Annotated in this window: 25 protein-coding genes and 1 tRNA gene; 14 read left to right on the top strand and 12 right to left on the bottom strand. The window is 70.6% G+C overall.

Features of this window, described 5'->3' with window-relative positions; genetic code table 11:
* Positions 1-75 precede the first annotated feature (75 nt).
* Positions 76-1,104, bottom strand: a complete 1,029-nt coding sequence (locus BA895_RS19555; protein ID WP_070193569.1) for a GNAT family N-acetyltransferase — start codon at positions 1,102-1,104, stop codon at positions 76-78.
* A 155-nt stretch (positions 1,105-1,259) separates the two neighbouring features.
* Between BA895_RS19555 and msrA the strand changes: the two genes are divergently transcribed.
* Both msrA and BA895_RS19545 read left to right on the top strand, forming a co-directional pair.
* Entirely contained in the window at positions 1,260-1,964 is a 705-nt protein-coding gene (gene msrA / locus BA895_RS19550) for a peptide-methionine (S)-S-oxide reductase MsrA (protein ID WP_070193568.1), read from the top strand.
* 58 nt (positions 1,965-2,022) lie between these two features.
* Positions 2,023-2,493 carry an SRPBCC family protein gene (locus tag BA895_RS19545; protein WP_070193567.1) on the top strand — a complete coding sequence of 157 codons (471 nt, stop codon included), beginning with the start codon at positions 2,023-2,025 and terminating at the stop codon, positions 2,491-2,493.
* A gap of 88 nt (positions 2,494-2,581) precedes the next feature.
* On the opposite strand, the gene BA895_RS19540 is transcribed toward BA895_RS19545, so the two are convergent.
* From BA895_RS19540 to BA895_RS19530, 3 genes are all read right to left on the bottom strand, one after another.
* On the bottom strand, positions 2,582-4,546 hold the full coding sequence (locus tag BA895_RS19540) for a M13 family metallopeptidase (protein WP_070193566.1): 1,965 nt from the start codon (positions 4,544-4,546) through the stop codon (positions 2,582-2,584).
* 156 nt (positions 4,547-4,702) lie between these two features.
* On the bottom strand, positions 4,703-5,242 hold the full coding sequence (locus BA895_RS19535; protein WP_070193565.1) for a hypothetical protein: 540 nt from the start codon (positions 5,240-5,242) through the stop codon (positions 4,703-4,705).
* Entirely contained in the window at positions 5,239-6,552 is a 1,314-nt protein-coding gene (locus tag BA895_RS19530; protein ID WP_070193564.1) for a PspC domain-containing protein, read from the bottom strand. The genes BA895_RS19535 and BA895_RS19530 overlap by 4 nt, the downstream gene beginning before the upstream one ends.
* A 266-nt stretch (positions 6,553-6,818) precedes the next feature.
* On the opposite strand from BA895_RS19530, the gene BA895_RS19525 reads away from it, so the two are divergent.
* Both BA895_RS19525 and BA895_RS19520 read left to right on the top strand, forming a co-directional pair.
* Positions 6,819-8,192, top strand: a complete 1,374-nt coding sequence (locus BA895_RS19525) for an ATP-binding protein (protein WP_083283575.1) — start codon at positions 6,819-6,821, stop codon at positions 8,190-8,192.
* The gene (locus tag BA895_RS19520; RefSeq protein WP_070193563.1) at positions 8,189-8,884 is read left to right on the top strand and encodes a response regulator transcription factor; all 696 of its coding nucleotides are present in this window, start codon (positions 8,189-8,191) and stop codon (positions 8,882-8,884) included. Before BA895_RS19525 ends, BA895_RS19520 begins: the two co-directional genes overlap by 4 nt.
* 47 nt (positions 8,885-8,931) lie before the next feature.
* Here BA895_RS19520 and BA895_RS19515 read toward each other — a convergent pair whose 3' ends face one another.
* Positions 8,932-9,756 (bottom strand): alpha/beta fold hydrolase, encoded by an 825-nt coding sequence (locus tag BA895_RS19515; protein ID WP_070193562.1) that lies wholly within the window; start codon positions 9,754-9,756, stop codon positions 8,932-8,934.
* A gap of 53 nt (positions 9,757-9,809) precedes the next feature.
* On the opposite strand from BA895_RS19515, the gene BA895_RS19510 reads away from it, so the two are divergent.
* From BA895_RS19510 to BA895_RS19500, 3 genes are read left to right on the top strand one after another with little or no spacing between them, the layout of a single operon-like run.
* The gene (locus tag BA895_RS19510) at positions 9,810-10,508 is read left to right on the top strand and encodes a sirohydrochlorin chelatase (protein WP_083283574.1); all 699 of its coding nucleotides are present in this window, start codon (positions 9,810-9,812) and stop codon (positions 10,506-10,508) included.
* Between the two features lie 29 nt (positions 10,509-10,537).
* Positions 10,538-11,197, top strand: coding sequence for a YigZ family protein (locus BA895_RS19505; protein ID WP_070193560.1), 660 nt, complete (start codon positions 10,538-10,540; stop codon positions 11,195-11,197).
* Between the two features lie 42 nt (positions 11,198-11,239).
* On the top strand, positions 11,240-11,818 hold the full coding sequence (locus BA895_RS19500) for an HhH-GPD-type base excision DNA repair protein (protein ID WP_070193559.1): 579 nt from the start codon (positions 11,240-11,242) through the stop codon (positions 11,816-11,818).
* Positions 11,819-11,893: 75 nt separating this feature from the next.
* On the opposite strand, the gene BA895_RS19495 is transcribed toward BA895_RS19500, so the two are convergent.
* A complete protein-coding gene (locus BA895_RS19495; protein WP_070193558.1) occupies positions 11,894-13,264 on the bottom strand; it encodes a cystathionine beta-synthase in 1,371 nt (456 codons plus the stop codon).
* Between the two features lie 163 nt (positions 13,265-13,427).
* On the opposite strand from BA895_RS19495, the gene BA895_RS19490 reads away from it, so the two are divergent.
* A complete protein-coding gene (locus BA895_RS19490; protein WP_083283573.1) occupies positions 13,428-14,636 on the top strand; it encodes an SGNH/GDSL hydrolase family protein in 1,209 nt (402 codons plus the stop codon).
* Between the two features lie 69 nt (positions 14,637-14,705).
* Here BA895_RS19490 and BA895_RS19485 read toward each other — a convergent pair whose 3' ends face one another.
* Complete coding sequence (locus BA895_RS19485; protein ID WP_070193557.1) at positions 14,706-15,473, bottom strand: hypothetical protein; 768 nt, start codon at positions 15,471-15,473, stop codon at positions 14,706-14,708.
* A gap of 49 nt (positions 15,474-15,522) precedes the next feature.
* Positions 15,523-16,320 carry a hypothetical protein gene (locus BA895_RS19480; protein ID WP_070193556.1) on the bottom strand — a complete coding sequence of 266 codons (798 nt, stop codon included), beginning with the start codon at positions 16,318-16,320 and terminating at the stop codon, positions 15,523-15,525.
* Positions 16,321-16,590: 270 nt separating this feature from the next.
* On the opposite strand from BA895_RS19480, the gene BA895_RS19475 reads away from it, so the two are divergent.
* Positions 16,591-17,814: an acetyl-CoA C-acetyltransferase gene (locus BA895_RS19475; RefSeq protein WP_070193555.1), complete on the top strand. Its 1,224-nt coding sequence runs from the start codon at positions 16,591-16,593 to the stop codon at positions 17,812-17,814.
* A 22-nt stretch (positions 17,815-17,836) separates the two neighbouring features.
* Here the strand turns inward: BA895_RS19475 and BA895_RS19470 are convergent, their stop codons facing one another.
* Both BA895_RS19470 and BA895_RS19465 read right to left on the bottom strand, forming a co-directional pair.
* Positions 17,837-18,151 (bottom strand): hypothetical protein, encoded by a 315-nt coding sequence (locus BA895_RS19470; protein WP_070193554.1) that lies wholly within the window; start codon positions 18,149-18,151, stop codon positions 17,837-17,839.
* 17 nt (positions 18,152-18,168) lie between these two features.
* Positions 18,169-19,053 (bottom strand): Bax inhibitor-1/YccA family protein, encoded by an 885-nt coding sequence (locus BA895_RS19465; RefSeq protein WP_070193553.1) that lies wholly within the window; start codon positions 19,051-19,053, stop codon positions 18,169-18,171.
* A gap of 165 nt (positions 19,054-19,218) precedes the next feature.
* On the opposite strand from BA895_RS19465, the gene BA895_RS19460 reads away from it, so the two are divergent.
* From BA895_RS19460 to BA895_RS19440, 5 genes are all read left to right on the top strand, one after another.
* Positions 19,219-19,293: transfer RNA gene (locus tag BA895_RS19460), tRNA-Leu, on the top strand.
* Between the two features lie 193 nt (positions 19,294-19,486).
* Positions 19,487-21,073 carry a polyprenol phosphomannose-dependent alpha 1,6 mannosyltransferase MptB gene (mptB, locus tag BA895_RS19455; RefSeq protein ID WP_070193552.1) on the top strand — a complete coding sequence of 529 codons (1,587 nt, stop codon included), beginning with the start codon at positions 19,487-19,489 and terminating at the stop codon, positions 21,071-21,073.
* Between the two features lie 94 nt (positions 21,074-21,167).
* Complete coding sequence (locus BA895_RS19450) at positions 21,168-21,851, top strand: hypothetical protein (RefSeq protein ID WP_139142793.1); 684 nt, start codon at positions 21,168-21,170, stop codon at positions 21,849-21,851.
* Complete coding sequence (locus BA895_RS19445; RefSeq protein ID WP_070193550.1) at positions 21,848-22,543, top strand: hypothetical protein; 696 nt, start codon at positions 21,848-21,850, stop codon at positions 22,541-22,543. Before BA895_RS19450 ends, BA895_RS19445 begins: the two co-directional genes overlap by 4 nt.
* Entirely contained in the window at positions 22,540-23,283 is a 744-nt protein-coding gene (locus tag BA895_RS19440) for a hypothetical protein (protein ID WP_070193549.1), read from the top strand. Before BA895_RS19445 ends, BA895_RS19440 begins: the two co-directional genes overlap by 4 nt.
* Here BA895_RS19440 and BA895_RS19435 read toward each other — a convergent pair.
* Complete coding sequence (locus tag BA895_RS19435; RefSeq protein ID WP_139142790.1) at positions 23,270-24,634, bottom strand: hypothetical protein; 1,365 nt, start codon at positions 24,632-24,634, stop codon at positions 23,270-23,272. The two genes, BA895_RS19440 and BA895_RS19435, sit on opposite strands and share 14 nt — an antisense overlap.
* A 9-nt stretch (positions 24,635-24,643) precedes the next feature.
* Positions 24,644-25,651 (bottom strand): Ppx/GppA phosphatase family protein, encoded by a 1,008-nt coding sequence (locus BA895_RS19430; protein ID WP_070193547.1) that lies wholly within the window; start codon positions 25,649-25,651, stop codon positions 24,644-24,646.
* Positions 25,652-25,684: the final 33 nt, after the last annotated feature.

Below are 25,684 nucleotides of genomic sequence, written 5' to 3'. Positions count from 1 at the left end.
ACTCACAGGTCCCGCCACGGCAGAGGTGTTCGGGGCGACGCGCCGTGAGCTCGATCCGCGCCATCGTCACGGCCGTCACGAGACCACCTTCTGCCAGTCGTGGCGGTAGCCGTCGGCGACGTAGCCGAGCCGGCGGTTGACCGCGAGCATGGGCCCGTTCGAGTCAGAGTTCCAGGTGCGCACGGCAGTGACCTGCGGCAGCGCCTCCTGCAGGAGCCGCGCGTTCGCCGCCTTGACGCGGAGGCCGAGGGCGTGGCCCCGGTGCTCGCGCAGCACGAGGGTGTCCTGCTGGTAGGCGAGGGTGGGCTCCGCCCCCGAGACCGAGACCCGGGTGAACGCCACGAGTCGACCGGTCGGGGCGTGCCGGGCCACCGACTCGACGATGCGCCGCCCCGACCGCCGAGTTCGGTCGTCAGTGGCACGCAACCGTTCGGCGTCCCACGCCTCCTCCTCGAGAGCCAGGTCGTCGGCCGGCGCGTCGGTGCTCATCCGCTGCTGCAGCACCGCGCGGTCAGCCAGCCACTCGTCAGGCAACCGGTCGAGGACCGACTCGATGCGGTAGTCGTCGCAGCCGTCAGCGTCATCAGCTCGGTCGAGGATGCCGCTGCGCCGGTCTCGACCGGCCGTCAGGTTCAGCGCGCTGCGGAGCATCGTCTGTGCGATGACGTAGCCGTGTCGGGTCGCAAAGCCGTCGGCCAGGTCAGGCGCTCCCATGGCCCCGTCGGCCTCGGCCACGAAGGTGGTGCGCCGGTGGTCGGCGCCGATCTGCTCGGCATCTGCGAGCAGCACCGAGCCGCATCCCCGCCGGCGGTGGGCGGGGTCGACCGACAGCCACAGGGTCGCGAGGGCGAGGTTGTCGGTCAGCGGCATCCCGATCTCTGCGGCGCCCACCATGCGTCCGTCGGCCCACGCCGCCCGGGCGATCCGTTCCGCGTCGGGCGAGCGGTGGAAGGTCTGGATCTCCTCGAGGGTCCATGCGCTGCCCCCGTCGCCGAACAGCTCGCGCTGCACGTTCGCGTGCAGCTCGATCCACCGCGCCGCGTCGTTCTGCTGCGCCGGGTCGAGCAGGTCGACGGGCCGGATCTCGATCTGTCGACCATCCATACCGACCATCCTCACCACGCCGTAACCGCCCCGGCCACCCGTTTTCTCTCAGCCGGCTCGCGCCTGAGCCGTGATCGGGCCGGGCGGCATACCTCGGCGTCGAACGGCGTTAGGAGGGTGTAAGCCAACGCAAGCATGAAGGATGTGACACTGGCATGGTGTTCGGATTCGGCAAGAAGACCCAGATGCCCACCCGTGACGACGCTCTCAGCGGGCGGCCCGAACGGACCTACTCCGTCAACCCCACGCACGTCGTGCTCGGCACTCCCCTCGAGGGCCCGTGGCCCGAAGGGTCCCAGGTGCTCTACCTCGGCATGGGTTGTTTCTGGGGCGTCGAGCGGATCTTCTGGAAGCTCCCCGGGGTGATCGTGACCGCGGCGGGCTACATGGGCGGCTACACCCCCAACCCGACCTACCAGGAGACGTGCACCGGGCTGACCGGGCACGCCGAGGCGGTACGGGTCGTGTACGACCCCACCCGGACCAGCGCCGAGCTGCTGCTCAAGGCCTTCTGGGAGAACCACGACCCGACGACGGCCAACCGGCAGGGCAACGACGTCGGCACCGCCTACCGATCGTTCATCTACTGGACGACCCCAGAGCAGGAAGCCGCCGCCAACGCGACGCGGGAGGCCTTCCAGCAGGTGCTGCACGACAACGGCCACGGCGAGATCGCCACCGAGATCCGCTCCGCCGACGAGGCCGGGCCGTTCTATCTCGCCGAGGACTACCACCAGGGCTACCTGCACAAGAACCCCGGTGGCTACTGCAACCACGGGCCGAACGGCATGACCTGCCCGGTCGGCATCGTGCGGCAGGACCAGCTGCCCGCCCAGCAGGACATCGCCCCGCCCGCCTGAGCCCGTCAGGCAACGCGCCCTCCCGTCCGGTGCTCTCATCGGATGGGAGGATGCGCCCATGGCCAAGGACTTCCGCTTCAGCCGCTCCGCCTCGATCGCCGCCCCGGCTGCACGCATACACGCCCTCATCAACGACTTCCACGAGTGGCCGAAGTGGTCGCCCTGGGAGGGTCTCGACCCGAAGATGTCACGCGACTACAGCGGCGCCGGCTCCGGGGTGGGAGCCGTGTACGCCTGGAAGGGTGACCGTCACGCCGGTGAGGGACGCATGGAGATGCTCGAGTCCAGCGCCGAACACCTCGCGGTCGACCTCGACTTCTCGGCGCCGATGCGGGCCCGCAACCGCATCGACTTCACCCTCAAACCGACCGGCACCGGCACCGAGGTGGAGTGGGTCATGACCGGCCCACAGAACTTCGTGATGGGCCTGATGAGCAGGTTCTGGTCGATGGACAAGATGCTCGGCCCCGACTTCGAACGCGGTCTGCGACAGCTCAGGCAGGCCGCGGAGGCCGAAGGGCAGCGCTGACGGCGGCTGCACGGCATCCCCGCAGGCGGGCGGCGAGCGGCCCCCTCGGGTGGCTGGCGAGCGGCGGGGTGGCTGGCGAGAGGCCGACTCAGAAGATGCGCACCCGCTCGTCGTCGCCGAGCCACATCGCGTCGGCGGGCTGCACCCCGAACGCCTCGTGGAACTCCGAGAGGTTGCGCACCGCGTTGCCGCGGATGTCCTGGGGCGAGTGTGGGTCGATGGCGAGCAGCCGCACGGCCTCGGCCTCACGGGCCTTGCCCTGCCACACCTGCGCCCAGCCGAGGAAGAAGCGCTGCGGCCCGGTGAACCCGTCGAGCTCGACCATGCCCGATGCCTCGGTGGCGATGCGGTAGGCGGAGTACCCGATCTGCAGCCCACCGAGATCGCCGATGTTCTCACCGACCGTGAGGCTGCCGTTGACCTTGTGCGACGCGTCGAGGCCGGCCGGGGTGAAGCCGTCGAACTGGGCTACGAGAGCCTTGGCCAGCGCCTCGAAGCGGGTGCGGTCATCGTCGGTCCACCAGTCGCGCAGGGCGCCCGTGCCGTCGTAGCGCGAGCCCTGGTCGTCGAACCCGTGGCCCAGCTCGTGACCGATCACCGCCCCGATGCCGCCGTAGTTGACCGCGTCGTCAGCGTCGGGGTCGAAGAACGGCGGCTGCAGGATGGCGGCGGGAAAGACGATCTCGTTCATCGACGGCATGTAGTAGGCGTTGACCGTCTGCGGCAGCATGAACCACTCGGTGCGGTCGATCGGCTGCCCGATCTTGGCGAGGTTGCGGTCGACCTCGAAGGCCGTGGCCCGCGTCGTGTTGCCGACCAGGTCGTCGGCGGTGATGTCGATCGATGAGTAGTCGCGCCACCGGTCGGGGTAGCCGATCTTCGGCGTGAACGCGTCGAGCTTCGCGACGGCCTCCTCGCGGGTCGCCTCGCTCATCCACTCGAGCGAGGCGAACGAGCGACGGAACGCCTCGACGAGGTTGGCCACGAGCTCGTTCATCCGCTCCTTGGCCGACGCGGGGAACCACCGCTCAGCGTAGAGCTGACCGACCGCCTCACCCACGCCCCCCTCGACCGCGGACACCCCGCGCTTCCACCGTTCCTTGTTCTCGGGCTGACCAGAGAGGGTGCGACCGTAGAAGTCGAAGTCAGCCTCGACGAGCGACTCGGGCAGCAGCGAGGCGAACTCGTTGACGACCCCCCACGTCAGCCAGGCCTGCCAGTCACCCAGGTCGACCTCCGCGAGCGCGGCCGCGAGCGCCGTGACGAAGCTGGGCTGACGCACGACGATCTTGTCGAACGCCCCCGACGGTGCGCCCAGGGCCGAGACCCAGCTCTCCCACGGGAGCTGCGGGGCGAGCGTGCGTGCCTCGGCGAAGGTGAACGCGTTGTAGGTCTTGATGGCATCGCGGTTGCTCACCTTGTCCCAGTGCGAAGCGGCGAGACGGGTCTCGAGGGCCATGACCCGCGCCGCCTTGTCTGCCGCTTCGGGGATGCCGGCCAGCGACAGCATCCGCTCGATGTGCGCCAGGTAGGCCGTGCGGATGTCGGCGTACTTCTCGTCGCGGTAGTACGACTCGTCGGGCAGGCCCAGCCCGGCCTGTTCGAGGTAGACGACGTAGCGCTCGGGTGAGCGTTCGTCGGGCGCGACGAAGTGAGCGAGTGCCCCGGTGACGCCCAGGCGTTGTAGCCGGCCCATCGCCGCGAAGAGCACCTCGACCGAGTCGACCGTGGCCACCTCCGACAGCAGGGGCGCGAGCGGCGCAAGGCCGAGCTCTTCGACGCGCTCGGTGTTCATGAAGCTCGCGTAGAGGTCACCGACCTGCTGCTGCGGCGAGCCGGCGGAGCCCGGCTCCCCTGCCGCCGCCTCCTCGATGAGGTCACGCACTCGCGCCGTCGACTGCTCGCGCAGCACGTCGAAGGTGCCGTAGCGAGAGCGGTCACCGGGGATCTCGGTGGTGTCGAGCCAGGTGCCGTTGACGAACCGGAACAGGTCGTCCTGCGCCCGGGTGGCGCGGTCGATGTTCGCGAGGTTGATGCCGGACTTCGGGGCCACTGCGTCTCCTGCGTGCTCTCGGGGCGGGCGTGCTCGACCGAGCCTAACCACCGCCACCCCCACCTGACGCACCGATGCGCACCGGTACAGGCAGGTACACGCGGATGCCGCTGGGCCGGCCCAGCGGCATCCGTCTACTCGGCGTCGGCGGGTCGCTCAGCGTCGGCGCCGGCTCGCGACCACCCCGACCAGCCCGACGAGCAGCAGAAGCGCTCCGACCGAGCCGAGGGCGGCGGGCAGGTTCTGCCGCACGTCGAGGTCGCTGCCGCCGAGGTTGTCGATGAGAACGTAGGCGGCCACCACGACGCTGATCAGCCCGAACAGCACCGTTCCCGGGCGAGGCCCTTTCGCCACGGTGACGAGCGGGCGACGGTTCTCGGCCTCCTGCCTGAGCTGCGGCCGGCTCGGCCGCGAGGTCGGCGACAGGGGCTCGGGCGCGACACGGTCGTCAGGCACCGGGGTAGAGGGCTCCACCCGGTAGGGCGCCGACTGCTGGGGCAGGTGGGGCAGGTGCGACGTGACGCTCGGGTCGAAGGCCCGGGTGGGGTCGTTCTGAGCGAGGGGGTCGGAAGGGAAGTCGGACTCGTTCGTCATCGTGGTGTCCTTCTGGCTGAGACGTCGGCTGATCTGGTCGGCCTCGGTGGCCTCGGTGGGCTCGGTGGGCTCGGTGGACTGGGGTGGGGGCACGGCGCTCACGGCGTCGCTCCGGTGATGATGCGGATTTGGCCGAGGCCGACCTCGGCGTCGACCGTCAGCTGGGTGGAGCCGCTGCCGAACGTGTAGCTTTGTGACCAGTTCGTGCCGTCCACGGACTGCTTACCGGCGTTGTCCTTGTTGGCTTTTGCCTCTGCGGGCGTGAAGACGGCCACTTCCCCGACGCGGCCCGCAGCGTTGACCACGACCCTCGTGCCGGTGGGAACGATGATGTCGAGCTGGCCGACGCCGAGGGTGGCGGTGACGACGTCGGGCCCCGGTGTCGCGGCGTAGTCGGCCTGGGTCAGGTCGACCGTCAGCTGCCCGACCCCGAGCTGGTGGGCGTTGTCTCCGGTCAGCGTCGTCACCGACACGGAACGGTCCCCGATGTCCCAGGGCTGGTTGATGCCCGCCGGCACCACCGAGGAGAACGCCAGGAAGGCGATCGCAAAACCCGCGATCGGGTTGAGCACCCCCGAGCGGCGGCCGGCGATCCCGGCGACCACCAGGGCCAGACCGACGACCGCCAGCCCGCCCGCGACACCGATGGCCAGGTGGTTACCGGCCCAGCCGCCGTTCTGCGCGAGCGAGCCGAGCAACGCACCCACCGCCAGAGCGGCGCCGAGCACGACGAGAGTCGCGGCGAAGCCGATCGTGCGCACCTGCACACGGGGGCGGCTGGGTGTCGGTGCGGGCTCGGGCAGGCCGGGGCCGGTCACCGCGGCCCCGGCAGCAGCGGCGGCGTTGCCGGTCGACAGGGCTGACGAGGCTGCGGTCGACGGTGCGGTCGAAGCGGTCGCCACGCCGCCGGTCGAGTCGTTGTCGGTGGCCGCCCGGTCGCATCCGTTACGACTCCACGGAGACGACCTGACCAGCTCGCGCCCGGCGTCGGTTCGGGTCAGGAACCACCAGGCCAGCACCGCTACGACCACGCCCCCGCCGATGCGCACTCCGCGAAAGCCCCCGTCGCCGAACCACGGCCCGCCCCCGAGCACCGAGATGACGGTGATGACGAGCAGGAAGATCGAGCCGCCGTCGCCGTACTTGAGGGCCTTCTCGATGGAGATCTCACCATCCTCGGTCGGCATGAGCAGCCAGAGCACGAGGTAGAGCGCCACGCCCATCCCGAAGAAGACGGCGAACAGGATGAAGGCTCCGCGCACGACCAGAGGGTCGACACCGAGCCAGCGGGCCACCCCGGTGCAGACTCCCGCGAACCACTTGTCGTCGGAGCTGCGCATGATGCCGGGGCGACGGAGGCCGTCGTACAGACCATCAAGACCCTGGCCCGATGAGTTTGTCTTCTTCGTCATGTCACCAGAGTGTCGAGCCGGGGAGCGCCCCGCCATGAGGGTCGACCCTGAGCCGACCCTGACCAGACCCCCAAAGGAGGCGTCGGGGCTCGCCCTCACGGGTCGGGGTGGGCGAGGATGGGCAGGTGACACCCGCACCGGCACCTCTCGAGGCACCCCGACCACCAGCACCGCGGACGGCCGCTGGTGCGGCTGGTGCGGCTGGTGCGGCTGGTGCGAGGTCGTCGCGGGCCCCCCTCCCCGGCCGTCCCCAGCGTCCACCCCTGATGCGCCAACGTGAGGGCCGCGTCGTCGGAGGTGTCTCTATCGGGCTGGCCGAACACCTTCGCGTGCCGGTGCGCCTGGTAAGGCTCGTCTTCATCCTCACCGCCGTGCCGTTCGGGGCCGGGTTCGCGGTCTACATCTTCCTGTGGGCCACCATGCGCCAGGCGCCGCGCGACCGGTCGGTGATCGCCGAGACCGGCGCCCCGGGCGGCATCCAGAGTGGTGCCGGCGCGCCAACCCTCGCGACCCGGCCCGACCTGTCGGGTGTCAAGGCCTGGCTGCGCAGCGGCAACGAGGCCGTCATCCTGACGGTGCTCGGGGTGACCGCCCTCGTCGTCTCTGCGGCGCTGTGGCTGAGCACGGCCGGTTTCGACCTGCACCCTGAGGTGGTGCTGCCGGTCGTGGCCATCTTCATCGGTGCCATCTTCTTCTGGAGCCAGCTCGATGACACCGACGCCCTGGGCTCACGCCGGCCGGTGCGGTGGGTGTGGCTCGTCGTCGGACTCGTGCTCACCACCCTCGGCCTGGTCGGGTTGCTCGTGCGGGGCACCAGCATCGGCGACCTCTGGCAGGTGGCGGGTGCCGTCGTGGCCGCGCTGATCGGCGTCGCGGTGCTGGCCGCACCGTGGATCCTGCGCCTCTGGAGCCGCCTCCGCGAGGAACAGGCCGCCCGCATCAGGGCCACCGAACGGGCCGACATCGCCGCGCACCTGCACGACTCCGTGCTCCAGACCCTCGCCCTCATCCAGCGCCAGTCGGGCGACGCCGTGACGGTGGCCCGTCTCGCCCGTGCCCAGGAGCGCCAGCTGCGCTCCTACCTCTACGACCAGGACGCTCACGCCGACTCGCTCGGCACGGCCATCACCGCCGCGATGAACGAGATCGAAGACCTCCAAGGCGTCGCCGTTCAGGTCGTCGTCACGGGTGACCGGGCCATGGACCCCCACCTCGATGCTCTGGTCAAGGCGGTGCGCGAGGCGACCTGGAACGCGGTGCGGCACGCGAGCCCCCCGATCACCGTCTACGTCGAGGTCGGCCCCAAGGCGGTGGAGGCGTTCGTGCGCGACCACGGCGGCGGCTTCGAGCTGGCCGAGGTGCCCGACGACCGGGCGGGAGTGCGCGAGTCGATCATCGGCCGGATGGAGCGTCACGGGGGCAGCGCCAGCATCCGCCGCCGCCCCGACGGCACCGAGATCGAGCTGCGACTGCCGGTCGAGGCAGCGAACGGTGCGTTTCCTGCTGGCTCCGCCCCGTCTGGTCCGGCCCCGAGCCCCACCGCCCACCCACCGGCATCCGAGCAGCACGGCAGCCGCCACGCGCCGCACGCCGCCAGTCCCGCATCCCCGCCGAACCACCACGAGGAGCCTTCTTCATGACCGACCGGCGCAAGATCCGCATCGTGCTCGTCGACGACCACCACATGTTCCGCACCGGCGTGCGTGCCGAGCTCACCGGCCTGGCCTCGGGCGCGCCGTACGACCTCGACATCGTGGGCGAGGGCGGTTCGGTCGAGACGGCCGTCGCGGCGATCAAGGCCGAGCGACCCGACGTCGTGCTGCTCGACGTGCATCTTCCCGGCGGAGACGGCCGCGGCGGCGCCGATGTCATCCGGGCGTGTGTGGGCGTTCAGAGCCAGGCCGAGGTGCCGGTGCGCTTCCTGGCCCTGTCGGTGTCGGATGCCGCTGAAGACGTCATCGCGGTCATCCGCGCCGGCGCGCGCGGCTACGTGACCAAGACCATCAACGCCAACGAGCTGCTGACCGCCATCGGGCGGGTGGCCGACGGCGACGCGGTGTTCAGCCCACGGCTGGCCGGCTTCGTGCTGGATGCGTTCGGCGCCACGGCCGGTGAGGTCGCCGAGATCGACGAGGAGCTCGACCGGCTCTCGGCCCGCGAGCGCGAGGTGATGCGACTCATCGCCCGCGGCTACCAGTACAAGGAGGTGGCCAAAGAGCTGTTCATCTCGGTGAAGACGGTCGAGACGCACGTCAGCTCGGTGTTGCGCAAGCTGCAGCTGAGCTCACGTCACGAGCTGACCGCGTGGGCGATGGGCCGCCGCCTCCTCTGATGCGGCCACCCCCCCTCCCCCCAGCCGGCTGGGTTGGGTCGGGCGGGTCAGGTGGCGACGAACCTTCGCAGAGCCGTGACGATGATGTCGGGAGCGTCGGAGTGCACCCAGTGCCCGACCCCCTTGATGGTCAACAGGCGTGCGCGGGGGAAGTAGCGCCGCATCCGCTCGCCGTCGTCACGACCGACGTACCGCGAGTCGCCACCCGAGACCCACAGCACGGGGCCGGCATAGGGCGAGAGCGTGTCGACGGAACCTGGCCACCCCGCGATCCGGGACTCGCTTCCCCGCGCCGCGTCACGGGCCACGAGGTCGAGGTTGACCTGCCATCGCCACCCCGCCCCGTCGCGGCGCAGGTTCTGCAGCAGAAACGCCTTGACGCCCTGGTCGGGCTCGACGAAGCGGGCCTCGGCGTCGGCCCGGCTCGTCAGCTCGCTCAGCGGCAGCGCCTGCATCTCGCGGATGTAGCCCTCGAACCGCTCGAGCGACCCGTACCCCTTCGGGGCGATGTCGACCACGACGAGGCGATCGACGAGGTCGGGATGCCGCAGGGCCAGCACCATGGCCGTCTTGCCGCCGAGCGAGTGGCCGACCACCACCCACGACTCGCCACCTCCGACCGAGCGCAACGTCTGGGCGACGGCATCGGCGTACCCCTCCAGCGAGAACTCGGCCGACCAGGCTGACCGGCCGTGGTCGGGCAGGTCGACGAGCAGACATCGGGCGTCGGAGGCGTCGGGCCCGGCCATCGCCTTGGCGATCTGGTTCCAGTTGCGGCCCTGACCGAACAGCCCGTGCAGAAACGCGACTCGCGGCCCGGAGGTCCCTACCGCCAAGGTGTTGAGCGCGGGAGGGTCAGGGACGGACGTCATGAGCAGCGAGCCTACGCGGCGCGCACCGGCACCCGACGTGTCAGAGTTGGGCCGTGCCCCCCAACTCCGGCAGGTTGCCCGTGCTCGTCGCCTCGTCGCACGGCACCGGTTCGCCCTCCGGACGCGGCGCGGTCGGAGGCCTGGTCGCTGCCGTGGCCCGTCGCCGACCCGACCTGCAGGTGCGGTCGGCCTTCGTTGACGTGCAACCTCCGTCGCCCCTGCGGGTGATGAGGGACAGTGACAGTCGCCCCACCCGCATCGTGCCGTTGCTGTTGTCGGCCGGCTACCACGTGTTCGTCGACCTCACGGCGGCCGCCGAGACCTCCGCCACCACCACGCTGGCTCCCGCCCTCGGGCCCGACGTGCGCCTGGCCGGGCTGCTCCGTGACCGCCTCGTCGAGATCGGCCTGCGCGACGACGACGTCGTCGTGATGGCGGCGGCGGGCTCGTCGGAGCCGTCGGCGGTGCGGGACTGTGAGCAGGTGGCCGACGACCTCGCCGCCCTGCTGGGCCGGCCGGTGACCCCCGCCTACCTTTCCGCGGCCTCCCCCCGTCTCGACGAGGCGGTGGCGGCCGCCCGCGCCGGTGGAGCGCACCGGGTGGTGGTCGCCACCTACCTGCTGGCACCCGGCTTCTTCGCCGACCTCGCGACCCGCGCGGGTGCCGACGTCGTGTCTGGCCCACTGCTGCTCGCGCACCAGCCGCCGCCGCCCGCGTTGGTCGACATCGTGGTCGAGCGCTACCTGGCCTGACGGATGCCGACCACCCTCCCCCGACCGTCGTGAACGCCTCAGACGAGACCCCCGGCTATCTGACCCTCGCTGCCTCGACCTGGGCCGAGATCGAGGTCAGGCGGTCGCGCTTCGTCTGCACCGTGGCTCCGGTGAGCAGCGAGGATGCCGCCCGCGCCGCCATCGAGGGCGTGCGCGGTGCCAGCCGCGACGCCGGCCACCACTGCACCGCCTTCGTGCTCGGCTCTGAAGCCGCCACTGTTCGCACCAACGATGATGGCGAACCGTCGGGTACCGCTGGAGCCCCCATGCTCGACGTGCTGCGCGGTCACGGGCTCACCGATGTCGTCGCTGTGGTGGCGCGGTGGTTCGGAGGCACCCTGCTCGGCACGGGTGGCCTCATTCGCGCCTACGCCGATGCGGTGACGGCGGCGCTCGACGACGCGACCCTGCTCCGCCGTGAGCAGCACGAGTCGCTGGTCGTGGCCCTCGACCACGTGAGCGGCCCCCGGCTGGAGAACGCCCTGCACGGCATCCGTGGGGTGCGGCTGGGCGACGTCGACTACTCCCCGACCGGGATGCGGCTGCACCTGGTCGTGGCTCCTCCGAGTATGAGGGCGGTGACCGCGTCGATCGCTGAGATCACCTCCGGCAGAGCAGTGGTGACGCCCGGCCCGGTGGTGTGGGTCGACGTGCCGACCGGGGACTGACCGCCCTTCCGGCCCCACCGGCCGGTGCGCGAGGATGGGACCATGACGCTGCACCTGGCTTCGACCGACGAGGCGAACGACCTGCTCGAGCACGACCCGCTGGCACTGCTGCTGGGCATGCAGCTCGACCAGCAGATCCCCATGGAGAAGGCGTTCACCTCGCCGCGCGTGCTCGCCGAACGGCTGGGCACCGACCGGCTGGATGCCGGGGCCATCGCCGCGATGCCCCCGGAGCAGCTGCTCGAGCACTTCCGCACACCACCGGCCCTGCACCGGTTCCCGAGCTCGATGGCCACCCGAACCCAGCAGCTGTGCCAGGCGCTCGTCAACGACTGGGGTGGCGACGCCGCCAACCTGTGGGCCGGGGTGAAGACGGGCGCCGAGCTCGTGGAGCGCATCGGCGCCCTGCCGGGGTTCGGCGACCAGAAGGCCAGGATCTTCGCGGCGCTGCTGGCCAAGCAGTTCGGCGTGACCCCCACCGGCTGGAAAAACGCCGCCGGTGACTATGGATTGGTCGGCCACCGTTCCATCGCCGATGTGGTCGACGCCGAGTCGCGAGTGAAGGTGCGCGAGTTCAAGCGGGCGAAGAAGGCCGAGGCGAAGGCCGAACAGCAGGGCTGAGCCGACGCGGCATCCGCTCGACGTCGCCCTTGGCTGATCAAACGGCGGATCAGTCTGCGTCGCCGGCGTTGCGGGTCAGCCGGTGATGAAGCCGAGCAGATCGGCCCGGGTCAGCACGCCGACCGGCAAACCGTCGTCGACCACGAGGATCGCGTCCGAGCGCTCGAGCTCGGCGCGCGCGGCCGACACCGGCGAGCCGGCCCCGACCAGAGGCAGGCCACTCTCCATGTGCTGCTCGACCGGGTCGGCGAGGTGCGCCTTGCCGGTGAACAGCGCCTCGAGCAGGGCTCGCTCGCTCACCGACCCGGCGACCTCACCCGACACCACCGGAGGCTCGGCCTTGACGACGGGCATCTGCGACACGGCGTACTCGCGCAGGATCTGCACGGCGTCGCGGATCGTCTCGTTGGGGTGGGTGTGCACGAGCGCCGGCAGCGCTCCCGACTTGCTGCGCAGGATGTCGCCCACTGTCGTCTCATCGCCCGCGTTGAGGAAGCCGTACGAGTGCATCCAGTCGTCGTTGAAGATCTTGCTGAGGTAGCCGCGCCCGGAGTCGGGCAGCAGCACCACGACGACGGCGTCGTCGGGCAGCTCGGCCGCCACCCGCAGCGCGGCCACGACCGCCATGCCACAGGACCCACCCACGAGCAGGCCCTCCTCGCGGGCGAGGCGCCGGGTCATCTCGAAGGAGTCGGCGTCGCTCACGGCGATCACCTCGTCGACCACCGAGGGGTCGTAGGCGCCGGGCCAGAAGTCCTCGCCGACCCCCTCGACGAGGTAGGGGCGGCCGGAGCCGCCGGAGTAGACCGAGCCCTCGGGGTCGGCAGCGATGATGCGCACGGCACCCTCCGACACCTCCTTGAGGTAGCGCCCGACACCGCTGATCGTGCCGCCCGTGCCTGCACCGGCCACGAAGTGCGTGACGCGACCGTCGGTGTCGGCCCATACCTCCGGTCCGGTCGAGAGGTAGTGGCTGTTGGGGCCTTCGGGGTTGTAGTACTGGTTCGGCTTCCAGGCGCCCTCGATCTCGGTGACGAGCCGGTCGCTGACCGAGTAGTACGAGTCGGGGTGGTCGGGATCGACCGCGGTCGGGCACACGACGACTTCGGCGCCGTAGGCCTTCAGCACGTCGCGCTTGTCCTGGCTCACCTTGTCGGGGCACACGAACACGCAGCTGTAGCCGCGGCGCTGGGCGATGAGCGCCAGGCCGACGCCGGTGTTGCCGCTCGTCGGCTCGACGATCGTGCCACCGGGCTTCAGCAGCCCGTCACGCTCGGCGGCGTCGATCATCCGCAGCGCGATACGGTCTTTCACCGACCCGCCAGGGTTGAAGTACTCGACCTTGGCCAGCACCGTGCACCTGACGCCGGCAGCGGCCGCGACCGGCCCGAGCTTGACGAGCGGCGTGTTACCCACGAGGTCGGCGACGTTCTCTGCGTACTTCATCCGGCCATCCTCCCAGACGTTCGAGCCGGGTCCCACCAGGCCGGACTGCCCTCCACGCCGGGACCCGCGCGACGGCCGGACCAGCAGGCGCGGGCACGGGGCGTCAGCCCGGGGCGTTACCGTGATGTCTGGTTCGGAGGGTCATCGGCAGGAGGATCGGTTCATGGGGCGGGCACGACGCGCACGCAAGATCGCGCAGACCGCCGCCTACGGGGGCGGGATCGGGGCGGCAGGTCTCGGGGCCCTCAGCCTGCTCGGCTACGGCCTGATCAAGGCTGAGGCCGTCATCACCCGGCGCACCATCGGGGACGTGCTCGACGGGGCCCCCGACGACCAGGGAACGTACGGCTCCGGAACCGGCACGCCGATCCGCTTCGTGGTTCTCGGCGACTCCACCGGCACCGGGCTGGGCGCCCAACACGCCCACCAGACCGTCGGCGCCACGATCGCCTCCGGGGTGGCCGCCTTCAGTGGCCGGCCCGTCCAGCTGACCAACGTGGCCGTCAGCGGCGCGGAGTCGGCCGACCTCGACCCACAGGTCGACCAGGTGGTGAACGGGGTCAGGGGGCGGGGCCATGCCGCCTCCGGCGAGGTCGACAAACGCGGGGAGCGCGACGCCGAAGACGACCTCAACCCCGATGCTGGCGCGAGCCACCCCGACGTCGCGGTCATCCTGATCGGCGCCAACGACGTGACCCACCGCATCGACCGGTCCATCGCGGTGCGACACCTCGAGATGGCCGTGCGACGGTTGCGGGAGGTGGGTGCCGAGGTCGTGGTCGGCACCTGCCCCGACCTCGGGGCGATCGAACCGGTGCCGCAGCCGCTGCGCCTGCTGGCCCGGCGTTGGTCTCGAGACCTGGCAGCGGCCCAGACCGTCGCGGTCGTCGAAGCCGGCGGTCGGGCCGTGTCGATCGGCGACCTCCTCGGCCCTGAGTTCTCGGCCCAACCGAAGATCCTCTTCAGCGAGGACCGCTTTCACCCGAGCGCTGCAGGCTACGCGCGGGTGGCCGCCGCCCTGCTGCCCTCGGTCAGTGCAGCGCTCGACCTCTTCGGTGAGCGCAGCCACCCGGCGGCGCCCAACCTCAGGCGCGGCGAGAGCGTCGGGCCGGTATCGGTCGCGGCGACGCGGGCGGTGGCGCAGCCCGGCACCGAGGTCTCACCAGCGCAGGTCGGCGGCCAGTCACGTGGCGCCCAGGGGCGCTGGGCCATGCTGCTGCACCGGGTGCGCCCGCCGGCGGTGGCCTCGACCGGCCCGCACTCGCCCGACGGGCCGCCGACCTCTGAGCCGCACCACCTGTCGGCGGCGGCGGGCGCAGAGGCAACGCCCCTGCCCTCGCGACCGCGCACCGGCGACTCCACCGTGGTGTGACCCACCGTGGTGTGACCCACCGTGGTGTGACCACCGCGGTGCGGCGAGCGGCATCCGTCAGCCGGCGTCTCAGCCGATCGAGAACACCTGGTCGGCCGGTGGGGCGGTGACGCCGGGTTGCTGGTTCCAGCGCGAGAACTCGAGCTGACCCGCGTGCGCGGGCGTGCCGACGTAGCGGACGACCTCAGCGCCACCCTTGGAGACGTAGAGAGCGCCGTCAGCGGGCCTGCCGCTCGCGGTCGTGAGCACCCAGCAGTCGATGCCGTCCACGATGGTCTCTGAGAGCGCGCCCGACAGGTCGCTCGCCGAGAAGGTGCCGATGCTCTTGTCGACGAAGGCCTTGAGGGTCAGCTGGTCGAGCACGGGCACCACACCGGCCGGAACCTTGACGAACTGGTCACCGAACAACGACACGAGGAAGGGCACGCTCTGCTGGTTCCAGAACCTCTTGTCGGCCTTCACGTAGACCGCGCCACCCAGCGAGATCAGGTGCACCCGGCCGGCCTTCGGGGCGGCCTTCGTGACGTCGACCGTCGACCCGTCGCGGGTGCCCTTGAACGAGACCTTTGCCTGCTCGCCCTCGTCGTCGATCGTGCCCGTGAAGGCCCCTGACGTGGCGGCCCTGGCGTGGGACGTAGCCGCGGCGAAGATCGCGGCTGGGCTCGCGGGGTCGGCCGTTCCGGCTCCGCCGGTCGACGCGGAACCCGAGCCGAGCGTGCCGACCGAGGAGCCGGCGCCGTTCGCCGGGCTGGTCTCGCCGTCGCCCGTCGAGCAGGCTGCGACGATCGAGAGCAGGGATGCCGCCATGACAGCCCCGGCCGCCCGCCGCAGCTTCATCGTGCTCGTCCGCTGTCGCCACTCATCTTCGAGCCTGTGCAACCGTCGATCAGCCGAGCTTCATGATCTGGCTGGCCGCGGGCGCCTTGATGGCGAGGTCTTCGTTCCACTTGGAGAAGTCGAGCTGACCCGGGCTCGTCTTGGTGCCGGTGAAGCGCACGACCTCGTTCTTGTCCTTGGAGACGTAGAGCGCGCCGCCGTCCTTGCCGCGCTTGTCGGTGACCACCCAGCAGTCGACGCCGTTGACGCTCTCCTCGCCGACCTCGGACGCGAAGCTCGACGACGAGACCGACCCGAACGCCTTCTGCGCGAACGACTTCAGGCTGAGGCTCTGAGTCATCGACGATGCGCTGCTCGGCGCCTTGATGAACTTGTCGCCCGCCTTCTGCACGCTCGCCGGCGCCCCTGCGTTCTTCCAGAACTTCGCGTCGGCCTGAATGAAGGTGCCTTCGGGCAGCGCGATGATGCGGGCCTTGCCCTGCTTGGACGACTCGATCGCGATATCGGCCGTCTTACCGTCGCTCGTGCCCTTGTAGGAGATCTTCATCTCCTCGCCGCTCTGCTCGACGGTGCCGGCGAACTGGGCCGACTTCGCGGCGAGGGCGTTCGACTTCGCCTGGTCGACGATGTCGGCGGCCTTGGAGGTGTCACCTGCGTCGCTCGAAGCCGAGTCGCTCGGGGTCGGTGTCTCGCTCGTGCTCGTCGACGCGGCCGGCGTCGGGCTCGACGTGGTGGTCTGGGACGCAGCCGGGCTCGGCGCAGGGTCTGAGTTTCCGCACGCGGCGGCGCCGAACGAGATCGCGAGCGCGCCGGCGAGCGCGACGATGCGGGTGGAGGTGGTCTTCATGGTGAGTCCCCTGAGAGTGTGTGGTGTCTGCTGGCGGGCGAGCGCGCAGCCGTGCGGCGCACCGCCCCGCACACCCTAACCGCTCCCCGAGACCTCCCTACCCCAATGGTCGGATTTCGGGCGGCCGCCCAGCCGTGTGTCCTGGCCCTGAGGGGGCGGCGTACGATCGGCTTTACTAAGCGCTCGCTTACCCCATCGAGCCGCGACCTCTCGCCGGCCGCGATGCGAGCGATTCCGAGCCATCGACAGAGCTGTCCACAGGAGGACCCCGTGCCCGAAGCCGTCATCGTCTCGACCGCCCGCTCACCGTTCGGACGGGCCTTCAAGGGCTCGCTCACGCACGTGCGGCCTGACGACCTCGCCGCCACGGTGATCCAGGCGGCCCTCGACAAGGTGCCCGCCCTTGACCCCACGACCATCGAGGACCTCTACCTCGGCTGCGCCGAGCCCTCCGGCCGGCACGGGTCGAACATGGCCAAGGTCGTCGCCACCCTGCTCGGTCTCGATGCCACTCCGGCGGCCACCATCAACCGCTTCTGTGCCAGCTCGGCGCAGACCACCCGGATGGCCTTCCACGCGATCCGTGCCGGGGAGGGCGACGTCTTCGTCTCGGCCGGGGTGGAGTGCGTGTCGCAGTACACCGACTGGGCCGGCGCGGGCGGCGCCAAGGAAGACCAGCAGAACGGGCGGTTCGCCGACGCGCAGGCCCGCACGAAGCGGATCGCCGAGACGAACGAGACCTGGACCGACCCTCGTCAGAACGGTCTGCTGCCCGACATCTATATCGCGATGGGCCAGACCGCCGAGAACGTCGCCACGGCTTATGGCATCGGCCGGGACCGTCAGGACGAATGGGGCGTCATGAGCCAGAACCGCGCCGAGGCAGCCATCGCCCGGGGCTTCTTCGACTGGGAGATCACGCCGGTCACCACGCCCGACGGCACGGTCGTCACGAAAGACGACGGCCCCCGCGCGGGCGTGACTCTCGAGGCGGTGCGGGGGCTCAAGCCGGTCTTCCGCGAGCAGGGCACCGTCACTGCGGGCAACTGCTGCCCCCTCAACGACGGGGCGTCGGCCCTCGTGGTCATGAGTGACACCCGGGCCAAGCAGCTCGGGCTCGAGCCGCTGGCGCGGGTCGTCTCGACCGCAGCGACCGGGCTCTCCCCCGAGATCATGGGGCTGGGGCCGGTGCAGGCCTGCGCCCTCGCGCTCGAGCGGGCCGGTATGTCGATCGGCGACATCGACCTCTACGAGATCAACGAGGCGTTCGCGGCCCAGGTGATCGGCTCGGCCGACCAGCTCGGCATGGACTACGACAAGCTCAACGTCAACGGTGGCGCCATCGCCATCGGGCACCCGTTCGGGGCGACCGGGGCGCGTATCACCGGCACGCTCATCAACGCGCTGCGTGAGCGCGACGAGCAGTTCGGCCTCGAGACGATGTGCGTCGGTGGAGGACAGGGCATGGCGGTCGTCTTCGAGCGCCTCAGCTGACCTCGACGTCGACGGTGAACGGCTAGAGCGAGCGGCGGATGCCGCTGAGCCGCTCTGTGACCCACGCCGAGCTCGTGTCGGGCCGACCGGCGAAAAGGTCGAAGACCATCACCTGAAGCTGGTGCATGAGGGTGGCCGGACCAAGATCAGGAACCCGCGAGGGCGGGCGTCTGCGGCATCCGGCCACCTCGTCGGCCAACGACTGAACCACGTCACGAACGGCCGGGGCACGAGAGAGCGCGTGGTCGAGGGGCAGTTGATGCCACCTCGCAACCACGCGCTCGAGCTCGTCGGCCACCTCTCGCGGGATCGGCGAACCCGCGCGAGAGGAGGCCACTGCGAACTGGTGAAAGGTCAGTCGCGCAGTCGCGCGAACAGCCGGACGAACTCGATGTAGAGCCAGACGACCGAGACGATCAGGCCGTGCGCCAGCAGCCAGGAGTACTTGGCCGGGGCGCCCACCTTCACGGCGTTGTCGATCGAGTCGAAGTCGATGGCCAACGAGTAGGCCGCCAGCCCCACACCGAGCACACTGAGGCCGATGCCGAGCATGCCGCTGCCCCCGAAGCCCCAGCCGTCGACCACTCCGGTCATCTGCAGCACGAGCTGCAACATGCTGAAGATGGCGTAGCCGACGATGGCCAGGAAGAACATCCGGCGCGTCTTGTTCGTGACCTTGATGAAACCGACGGCGTACCCGATGTACATGGCCGCAAAGGTGCAGACGGTGGCCAGCACCGCCATGAGCACGACGCCTTCGTAGCGCGGAATCGAGTTGATGGTGTAGCTGAACGCCCCGAGAAAGGCGCCTTCGAGGACGGCGTAGGTCACGATGAGCGGCACCGACACCTTCTTCATGAAGGCGATCGCGAGCCCGATACCGAGCCCGGCGAACATGCCGACGAGCCAGATCGGCCGGGCCAGACCGGGCGAACCCGAGACGAGCAGCCAGGTGACGGTTCCGGTGGCGACGAGCAGGGCGAACAGCCCCAGGCTCTTGATGATGACGTCGTCGAGTGTCACCCGGCCGGTGTCGGTCGGGCCGGCGGAGTCGCGGGCGTAGAGCTCGTTGAGGCTCTGGGACGTCGCGGCATCTTGAGCGGCATAGCCGGCCGTCGCCTGCGGCATTCCCTGCTGCACACCGCCCTGCGCGTTCTGTCTGGACGAGCCGAAACCGGCGTAGCGGTCCTTCTCGATCTGCTTGCTGAGCCGGTCGAAGACCGGGTTTCCACCTGCCATGTGTGCGTGCCTCCCCGACACTGATGGCCACGGGCGTGGCGCTGTGCACAGAGTAAGCGAACGGGGCGGCCACAAAGGTTCCCCACCCGGATGGTGGCGCGTCCGCAACGCGATCGTGACGCGGCAGACCCGCGACTGGGCATACTGGAGCGCTGGTGACGAAGGGCCCCCGTAGCCCAACCGGCAGAGGCAGGCGACTTAAAATCGCCACAGGTGAGGGTTCGAGTCCCTCCGGGGGTACGTGACACGTGAGCCGGCGAAGCGGGGTCACCCTACCGACAGGTAGGCGCGCGTGGCGAGGCGAATCGTGATTTGGGGCGATTCCAACTAGACTCGGAAGGGCAATCGACTTGCCGAGGGCCCCTGAGCGGCGTTCTCTTGAGAGGGCTGCGCCGGTGTGGCGCGTCCAGTTGACACCGAAGGAGCCCACGGGGTGCCGAAGCAGCAGTTCGCCGACGTGCTCGGTCGAGGAGCGGTGGCAACGCCGATCTCTCCGGCCGCCCGGCTGGCCCTGCTGACCGCTGAGGTGAAGGGGGCCTGGGCCAACCCGTTGGCCCGACGCGGCACTCTCGGTATGGCGCTGGTGGCTGCCGGCTCGCTCACACCGGCGTTCCTGCCCAAAGACGCACCGCTGATCGTGAGCCTCAAGCTGCAGTGGCTGAGCGCCGGCACCGGTCGGTTCACCGCCACCTTGCTGCTCGTGGCCGGAATGGCGTTGCTGGTCGACGCCTGGCTGCGACTGCGACCGGGCGTGGCCTCGGCTCCACTGCACCGGCTGACCTGGCTGTTGTGGAGCCTGCCGGTGCTGCTGGCTCCCCCGCTGTTCAGCCGCGACGCCTACAGCTACGCCGCCCAGGGTCAGATCATCGTCCAGGGGATGAACCCCTACGAGGTCGGTCCGGTCTACGTTCCCGGCCCGTTCCGCGACCAGGTCGACCCGCTCTGGCTCTTCACCCCTGCTCCGTACGGCCCGCTCGCCCTCCAGCTGCAGCACTTCGTCGTCGCCATCACCGGCGACAACGCCTACGTGGCCGCTGTGGCGATGCGCATACCGGCCCTGATCGCCGTCGGGCTGATGGCCTGGGCGGTGCCACGCCTGGCCGAGCGGCTCGGCGTCAGCCGCGACCGCGCGATGTGGCTCGGAGTGCTCAACCCCCTCGTGATGATGCATCTCGTCGGCGGTTCGCACGGCGACGCCCTCATGATCGCCTTCGTCGTGGTGGCCCTGCTCCTGGCCTCCCGGGGTCAGCTCGTGCTCGCCAGCATCAGCGTCGCCACCGCCGCCAGCTTCAAGCAGACCGCCGTGCTCGCCCTGATCGGGGTGATCGGCATGGCGATGCAGGCTGACCAAAATTCACCTCGCTCGAAACTGTCGTCCCTGCTGCGAGCCACCGCCCTCTACGGCCTGGTCAGCGCGGCGACCTTCTCGCTGATCACAGCAGTCACTGGCCTCGGCTGGGGTTGGATCGCCAACCTCTCGGTGCCGGTGTCGTTGCGCTCCCTGCTGTCCCCGTCGACGCTCGTGGGGAGCATGGTCGAAGGGCTGATGCGCCTCTCGGGTCTGCCTGCCTCTCTGGTGGCCAAGCCGCTCCCTATCGCCCAGAGCATCGGGCTGGTGGTCGGGGTCGCGGCGATCGGGTGGATCACCTGGCGGCTCGCGCCGCGAAAGCCTGTGCTCGCGGCCGGCCTCGCCCTGCTGGTGCTGTGCGCAGCGGGTCCGGTGGTGCACCCCTGGTACCTGCTCTGGGGTGGCGTCGTGCTGGCCGCGACCCAACTCGGGCGACGGTCCACGGAGGCCATGATCTGGGTCACCCTCTTCCTGGTCACGTACGGCGTCGTCGACGCCACGTTCGCCAACGGCACAGCAGCCCTCGGTGTCACGGTGGCGGTCTGGATGCTCGTGCGGATGCTGCTGCAGCGTCGGGGATCTGATCCCAACGACCCGACCGACCTGCTCGATCTCAACCGCGACCTTCGGGCCAGCCGGCGTCAGACCGTCTCCGGCTCGACCGTCGGCTGACCGCAGCACCTGCCGATGCCGCACCGGCCTGGAACGTGGCCCGTCCCGCGCCGCTGTCCCCGACCTCACGGCACGGGGTAGGTATCATCGCGCCGTGGTCAGGCAGGCGGGGGTGAGCCGCGTTGCGCGCGTGCGCAGATGGGTGCTGAGTCGCTCGTGGTTCGAGCTGACGACGGCCACAGTGCTCGTCGTGCTGCTCGTGTCAGGCCTGTTCGGTGGCCTGCGCGAAGTCGACACCGACCCGGTGGTGGCGCTGCAGGCCGGTCAGGCGGTATCGGCGCAACCGCTCCAGGTGAGGGTGACCGACGCCTACACGACGACCAGCTTCGGCGGCATCGAGAAGAAGGGCGACACCCCGCAGGTCTACCCCGACACCTCCAAGCGCGGACGTTTCATCATCGTGGAGGCAGAGGTCGAGAACACGAGCGACGCCACCGTCGGTTATGACGTGCTGAGCCGCGCCGTCAGCCTCGCCGACGCCAGCGGCTTCTTCCCCCGCGCCGGAGGTGACGCCCTGGTTCCGGCCGACGAGGCACGCCCCTACGCCGTCTACACCATGCCCGAGAAGGCCGTGTTCGGCGTTGCCCAACCAGGCCTGACCTATCGGGTCGCGTACCTCTTCGAGCAGTCGAGCACCACCGCGCCCGGCGCGCGTGTCACCACCGTGGTCAACCGCCACACGTGGCGCGAAGACAGCCTCGACTTCCACTTCGACTGGAAGGACCCGGAGCCGCAAGCCTCCGGGTCGCTCCCGCTGCCCGCGAGAAACGCTCCATGAACGCCACCCGGCAGCGCCTCGGCGCTCGTCTCGGCGCTCGTCTCGGCACCCGGGTCGGCGCCCGGCTGCAGGCTCTCCCCCAACCACGGCGCTCCGCGTTCGGGGTGGGCGCCTTGGTGGTCGCCGGTCTGTCACTGACGCAGGCGCTCGGCTCCTTGCTGCCGTCGACGGCGACCACCGAGTTCGGCGAGGGGTCTCAGCGAAACTTCGTTCGCGCCGTGTCACCCGGCGGTGGTGCGGTCCCGCTGCGCACCGGTGACCTCGCCATCACCGGAGTGGAAGGCGCCACCACGGTCACCCGGCCCTACACCTACCCGGCGAGCACCGACGCCGTCTTCCTCGTGGTCCGCTTCGCCTGGACACCCCGGGCCGAGACCAGCACGATCGTGAAGGCCACCCTCTTCGACGGCCGTGGCCGCCGCTTCACCGTGACCTCTCTCAGCGCGGGTCGCGACGGGGTCACCTGCCTCCGCCCACCGCCCGGCATCACGGCCGACTGCGTGGCCGTCGTGGAGGTGCCACGAGACGCCTTGGCCGGTTCACGCATCCAGCTGTCGACCAATGCCATCGACGACGCCCTGGACGACGTGGCCGAGGCCGACCTCACGGATGCCGTGGGCCCGGGATCGCTCTCCGACTACGGGCGCGGGCGCACAGCGCCGGTCGAGGCGACCTACCGGGGGCTCGAGTGATCGAGGAACCAGGCGGACACCGCGTTCCCACTGAGCCCACCGTTCCCACTGAGCCCGCCGAGCCCGCCGAGCCCGCCGAGCCCACCGAGCCCACCGTGACGCCCACGCGCACGGGCTGGTGGCGGCGCAACCGGCTCGGGTTGGTGCTGCTGCCCGTGGCGATCGTGGCGGCCCTGGCCGGCAACGCCCAGCGACTGCAGACCCTGTGGTGGGAGGAGGGTCTGCGCTCCCCCCAGCGACCCGACGCCTCCGGGGTGGTGCGGTTCGTCGACGAGTACGACGACGGCCACCACCGCTGGCCCATCACGCCCGCCCTCTCGGTGGTCTCGGTCGAGCCGGCAGACACCCTGCCCGGTTACCAGGGCAGACGTGAGCCGCTCACGCTGCCCACCGACGGGATGCTGTGGAAGGTCACCCTGCACGTGGAGGCCGACCCGAGCCTCATCCTCACCGGCTGCACCCTCGCCCTGGTCGACGCTGAGGGCACCCGGTGGCAGAGCGGGTCGCGGGCCTTCACCTCCGAGGGCAGCGAGCCGCCCTCACCGTGCACACCGGCAGACCGCCCGGGCCCGAGCTGGCTGCCCGGTCAGGAGTCGCCGGTCACCGATGAGGGTGAGGAGCGACCGGCTACCTACGACGTCGACTCCTACGTGGTCACCGTTGCCGGTGCCCGCCCCGACGAGGTGTGGGTGTGGTGGGACCGGCCCACGTTCGCGGCGCTACCGGTCAGCCCACGCTGACGCTCACTGCCTCGGTCTGGGTGCGGCGCACGATGATGCGGTCGACGGCCGCGGCGATGAGCCCGACCAGCAGCACCGTGTAGAAGCCGGTCTCGATGAGGTCGAACCACGGCAGGAACGCGCTGCCGGGCAAGACCTCCACCGGCCCGCGCAGCTGTCGCAGCAGCTCGGCCACGGCCCACTGCACCCCCCGAGCAACCGTGAAGACGATGCAGAAGAGCAGCATCGGCACGAGCCCGGCGACCACGAGCAGGCGTACTCCCCCGGCGAAGGTGGCGAAGCGCTCCCGCACGTCGGCGGTGGCGCTGCGCCCCACTCGGCGTAGCGGCCCGGGGAGGCGAGTGGCGACGGCCCCGAGGGCCGGCACGCGACGACGCCAACCGCCCGCGTCAACGCCGGCGGTCGGGCCCAGGTTGGCGCTGCGCCCGTAGGCGACCGCGCCGACGGTGAGCCAGGCGATCGGCACGACCACGAGGTCGGTGCCGTTGGCCAGCAGCCCTGTCACCCACTCGACCACGGCTCGTAGCGGCACCCCGATGGGGCCGAGCACCTCGACCAGCCCGTTCCACCGCTCGAGCACCCACACGCTGAAGGCGCGGGAGTCGCGCCAGTCGGCGAAGAGTCGCAGCAGCTGGTCGGCGCCGTTCGCGAGCGCGAAGATCCAGAAGATCTCGATGTAGGCGGCCACCAGCCCGACGCCGGTGTACTTCTCGGCCAGCTCGAAGTGGTTGATGAGGCGCCGTAGCGCGAACGCCACCACGATGACCCCGACGAGGGCCAGCCCGGTGCCGATGAGAAAGCGGTTGGGGCCCGAGGTGGAGCCGTAGAAGAAGTCGGCGCTCTCGCGAAACTCGTTGAACGCCGCCATGTTGATGAACTGGCGCCGGTCGGCCTCGAGAAAACCCTGCGCCGAGTAGACGGTCAGGAAGGGCACCAGCAGGCTGGCCAGCAGCCCCAGTCGGCGCCCGGCGGCACGGGTGAGCCGTTTGGGCGCCTCCAGCTCGGAGGCCGGGCTCGCCGCGACGTCAACGGCCGCTGTTCCGGTGCCGGTCCCAGCCGGCGCCGCCTCAGTGTCGACCGGGTCGAAGCTCGCGTGCCGCAACGACGGCGACAGCGCCCGCAGCATGAAGATGATCGCGGCGAGGGTGCCGATCGGGGCCAGCGGCAGCAGCAGCTGGGCCAGCACGGGGTGCTCGTCGCTGACGTTGACGGCCAGCCAGATCACGGCGCCGCGCACCGCCGCCCCGAGGAGGAAGAGGGTCAGCAGGGTGGGCAGGTGCCGTGCCACGAGGCGAAGGCCGTCGCTGACGACCGCGAAGGCGTCGCGAAGCCCTGACCACACCCTGTCCACGAAGGGAGTCTAGGGCACCTGTGAGAGGGCGATTCCGTCGAGGATGTCGTGCTCCGACGTGACGACCTCCGTGATCCCGGCCTCGGCCGCCACCCGCTCGACGATGCGGCCCCAGACCAACGCACCCGCCCCGATGACGTCGACCCGACCAGGGTGCATGAACGGCAGGGTGGCGCGATCGGCGCGGGTCATGTGCAGCAGCTCGTCGGCCGCGGCCAGTACGTCTGGCACGCTCGTGCGGGCGAGATGGATGGCCTCCGGGTCGTAGGCCATCAGTCCCAGCACGTACGCCGTGATCGTGGTGACGCTGCCGGCGAGACCTACCAGGGCCTGGATGCCGCTGAAGTCGACCTGCTCGGCGGCGAGGTCGATCGCGGCGTCGACGTCGGCCCGGGCGGCGGCCATCTCATCATCGGTAGGCGGGTCGCTCATCAGGTGCCGCTCCGTGAGGCGCACGCAGCCGATGTCGACGGAGCGCGCGGACTCGACCGAGTCGGTGCCGCGAACGAACTCGGTCGAGCCACCGCCGAGGTCGACCACGAGGTAGGGGCCAAGTATTCCTTTCGCAACGAGGCCACCGGTGGCTCCCGCGAACGACAGAGCGGCCTCTTCCTCGCCCGAGACGACCTCCGGCGCTACCCTCCCACCCCAGTGCTCGTCAAAGGCGGACTGCACTCCGGAGATGAACTCGGCCGCGTTGCGCGCATCGCGAGATGCGGACGTGGCGACGAACCGCACCGACGTGGCGCCGAGCTCACGGCACTCGCGGGCGTACTCGGCCGCGACGCGAAGGGTGCGTGCCATCGCGTCGGGGTCGATGACCCCGGTGCGGTCGACGCCGTAGCCGAGCCGCACGATCTCCATTCGGCGACGGAGGTCGGTGAGCACGCCCGTGCCCGGGTCGACATCGGCGATGAGCAGACGGATCGAGTTGGTGCCGCAGTCGACCGCTCCGACGCGGACGGCATCCTCGCCGTTCCTGCTACCGCAGCTGCCTGGGCGGCCTGAGCTGCTCACGTCGCTGGGCCTGCCGCCATCACCGGGTAGGTG

It is taken from the genome of Humibacillus sp. DSM 29435 (assembly GCF_001758225.1).
Taxonomy (GTDB): domain Bacteria; phylum Actinomycetota; class Actinomycetes; order Actinomycetales; family Dermatophilaceae; genus DSM-29435.
Note: the sequence above shows the minus strand (reverse complement) of the source record. Positions and strands in the feature narration are given on the sequence as shown.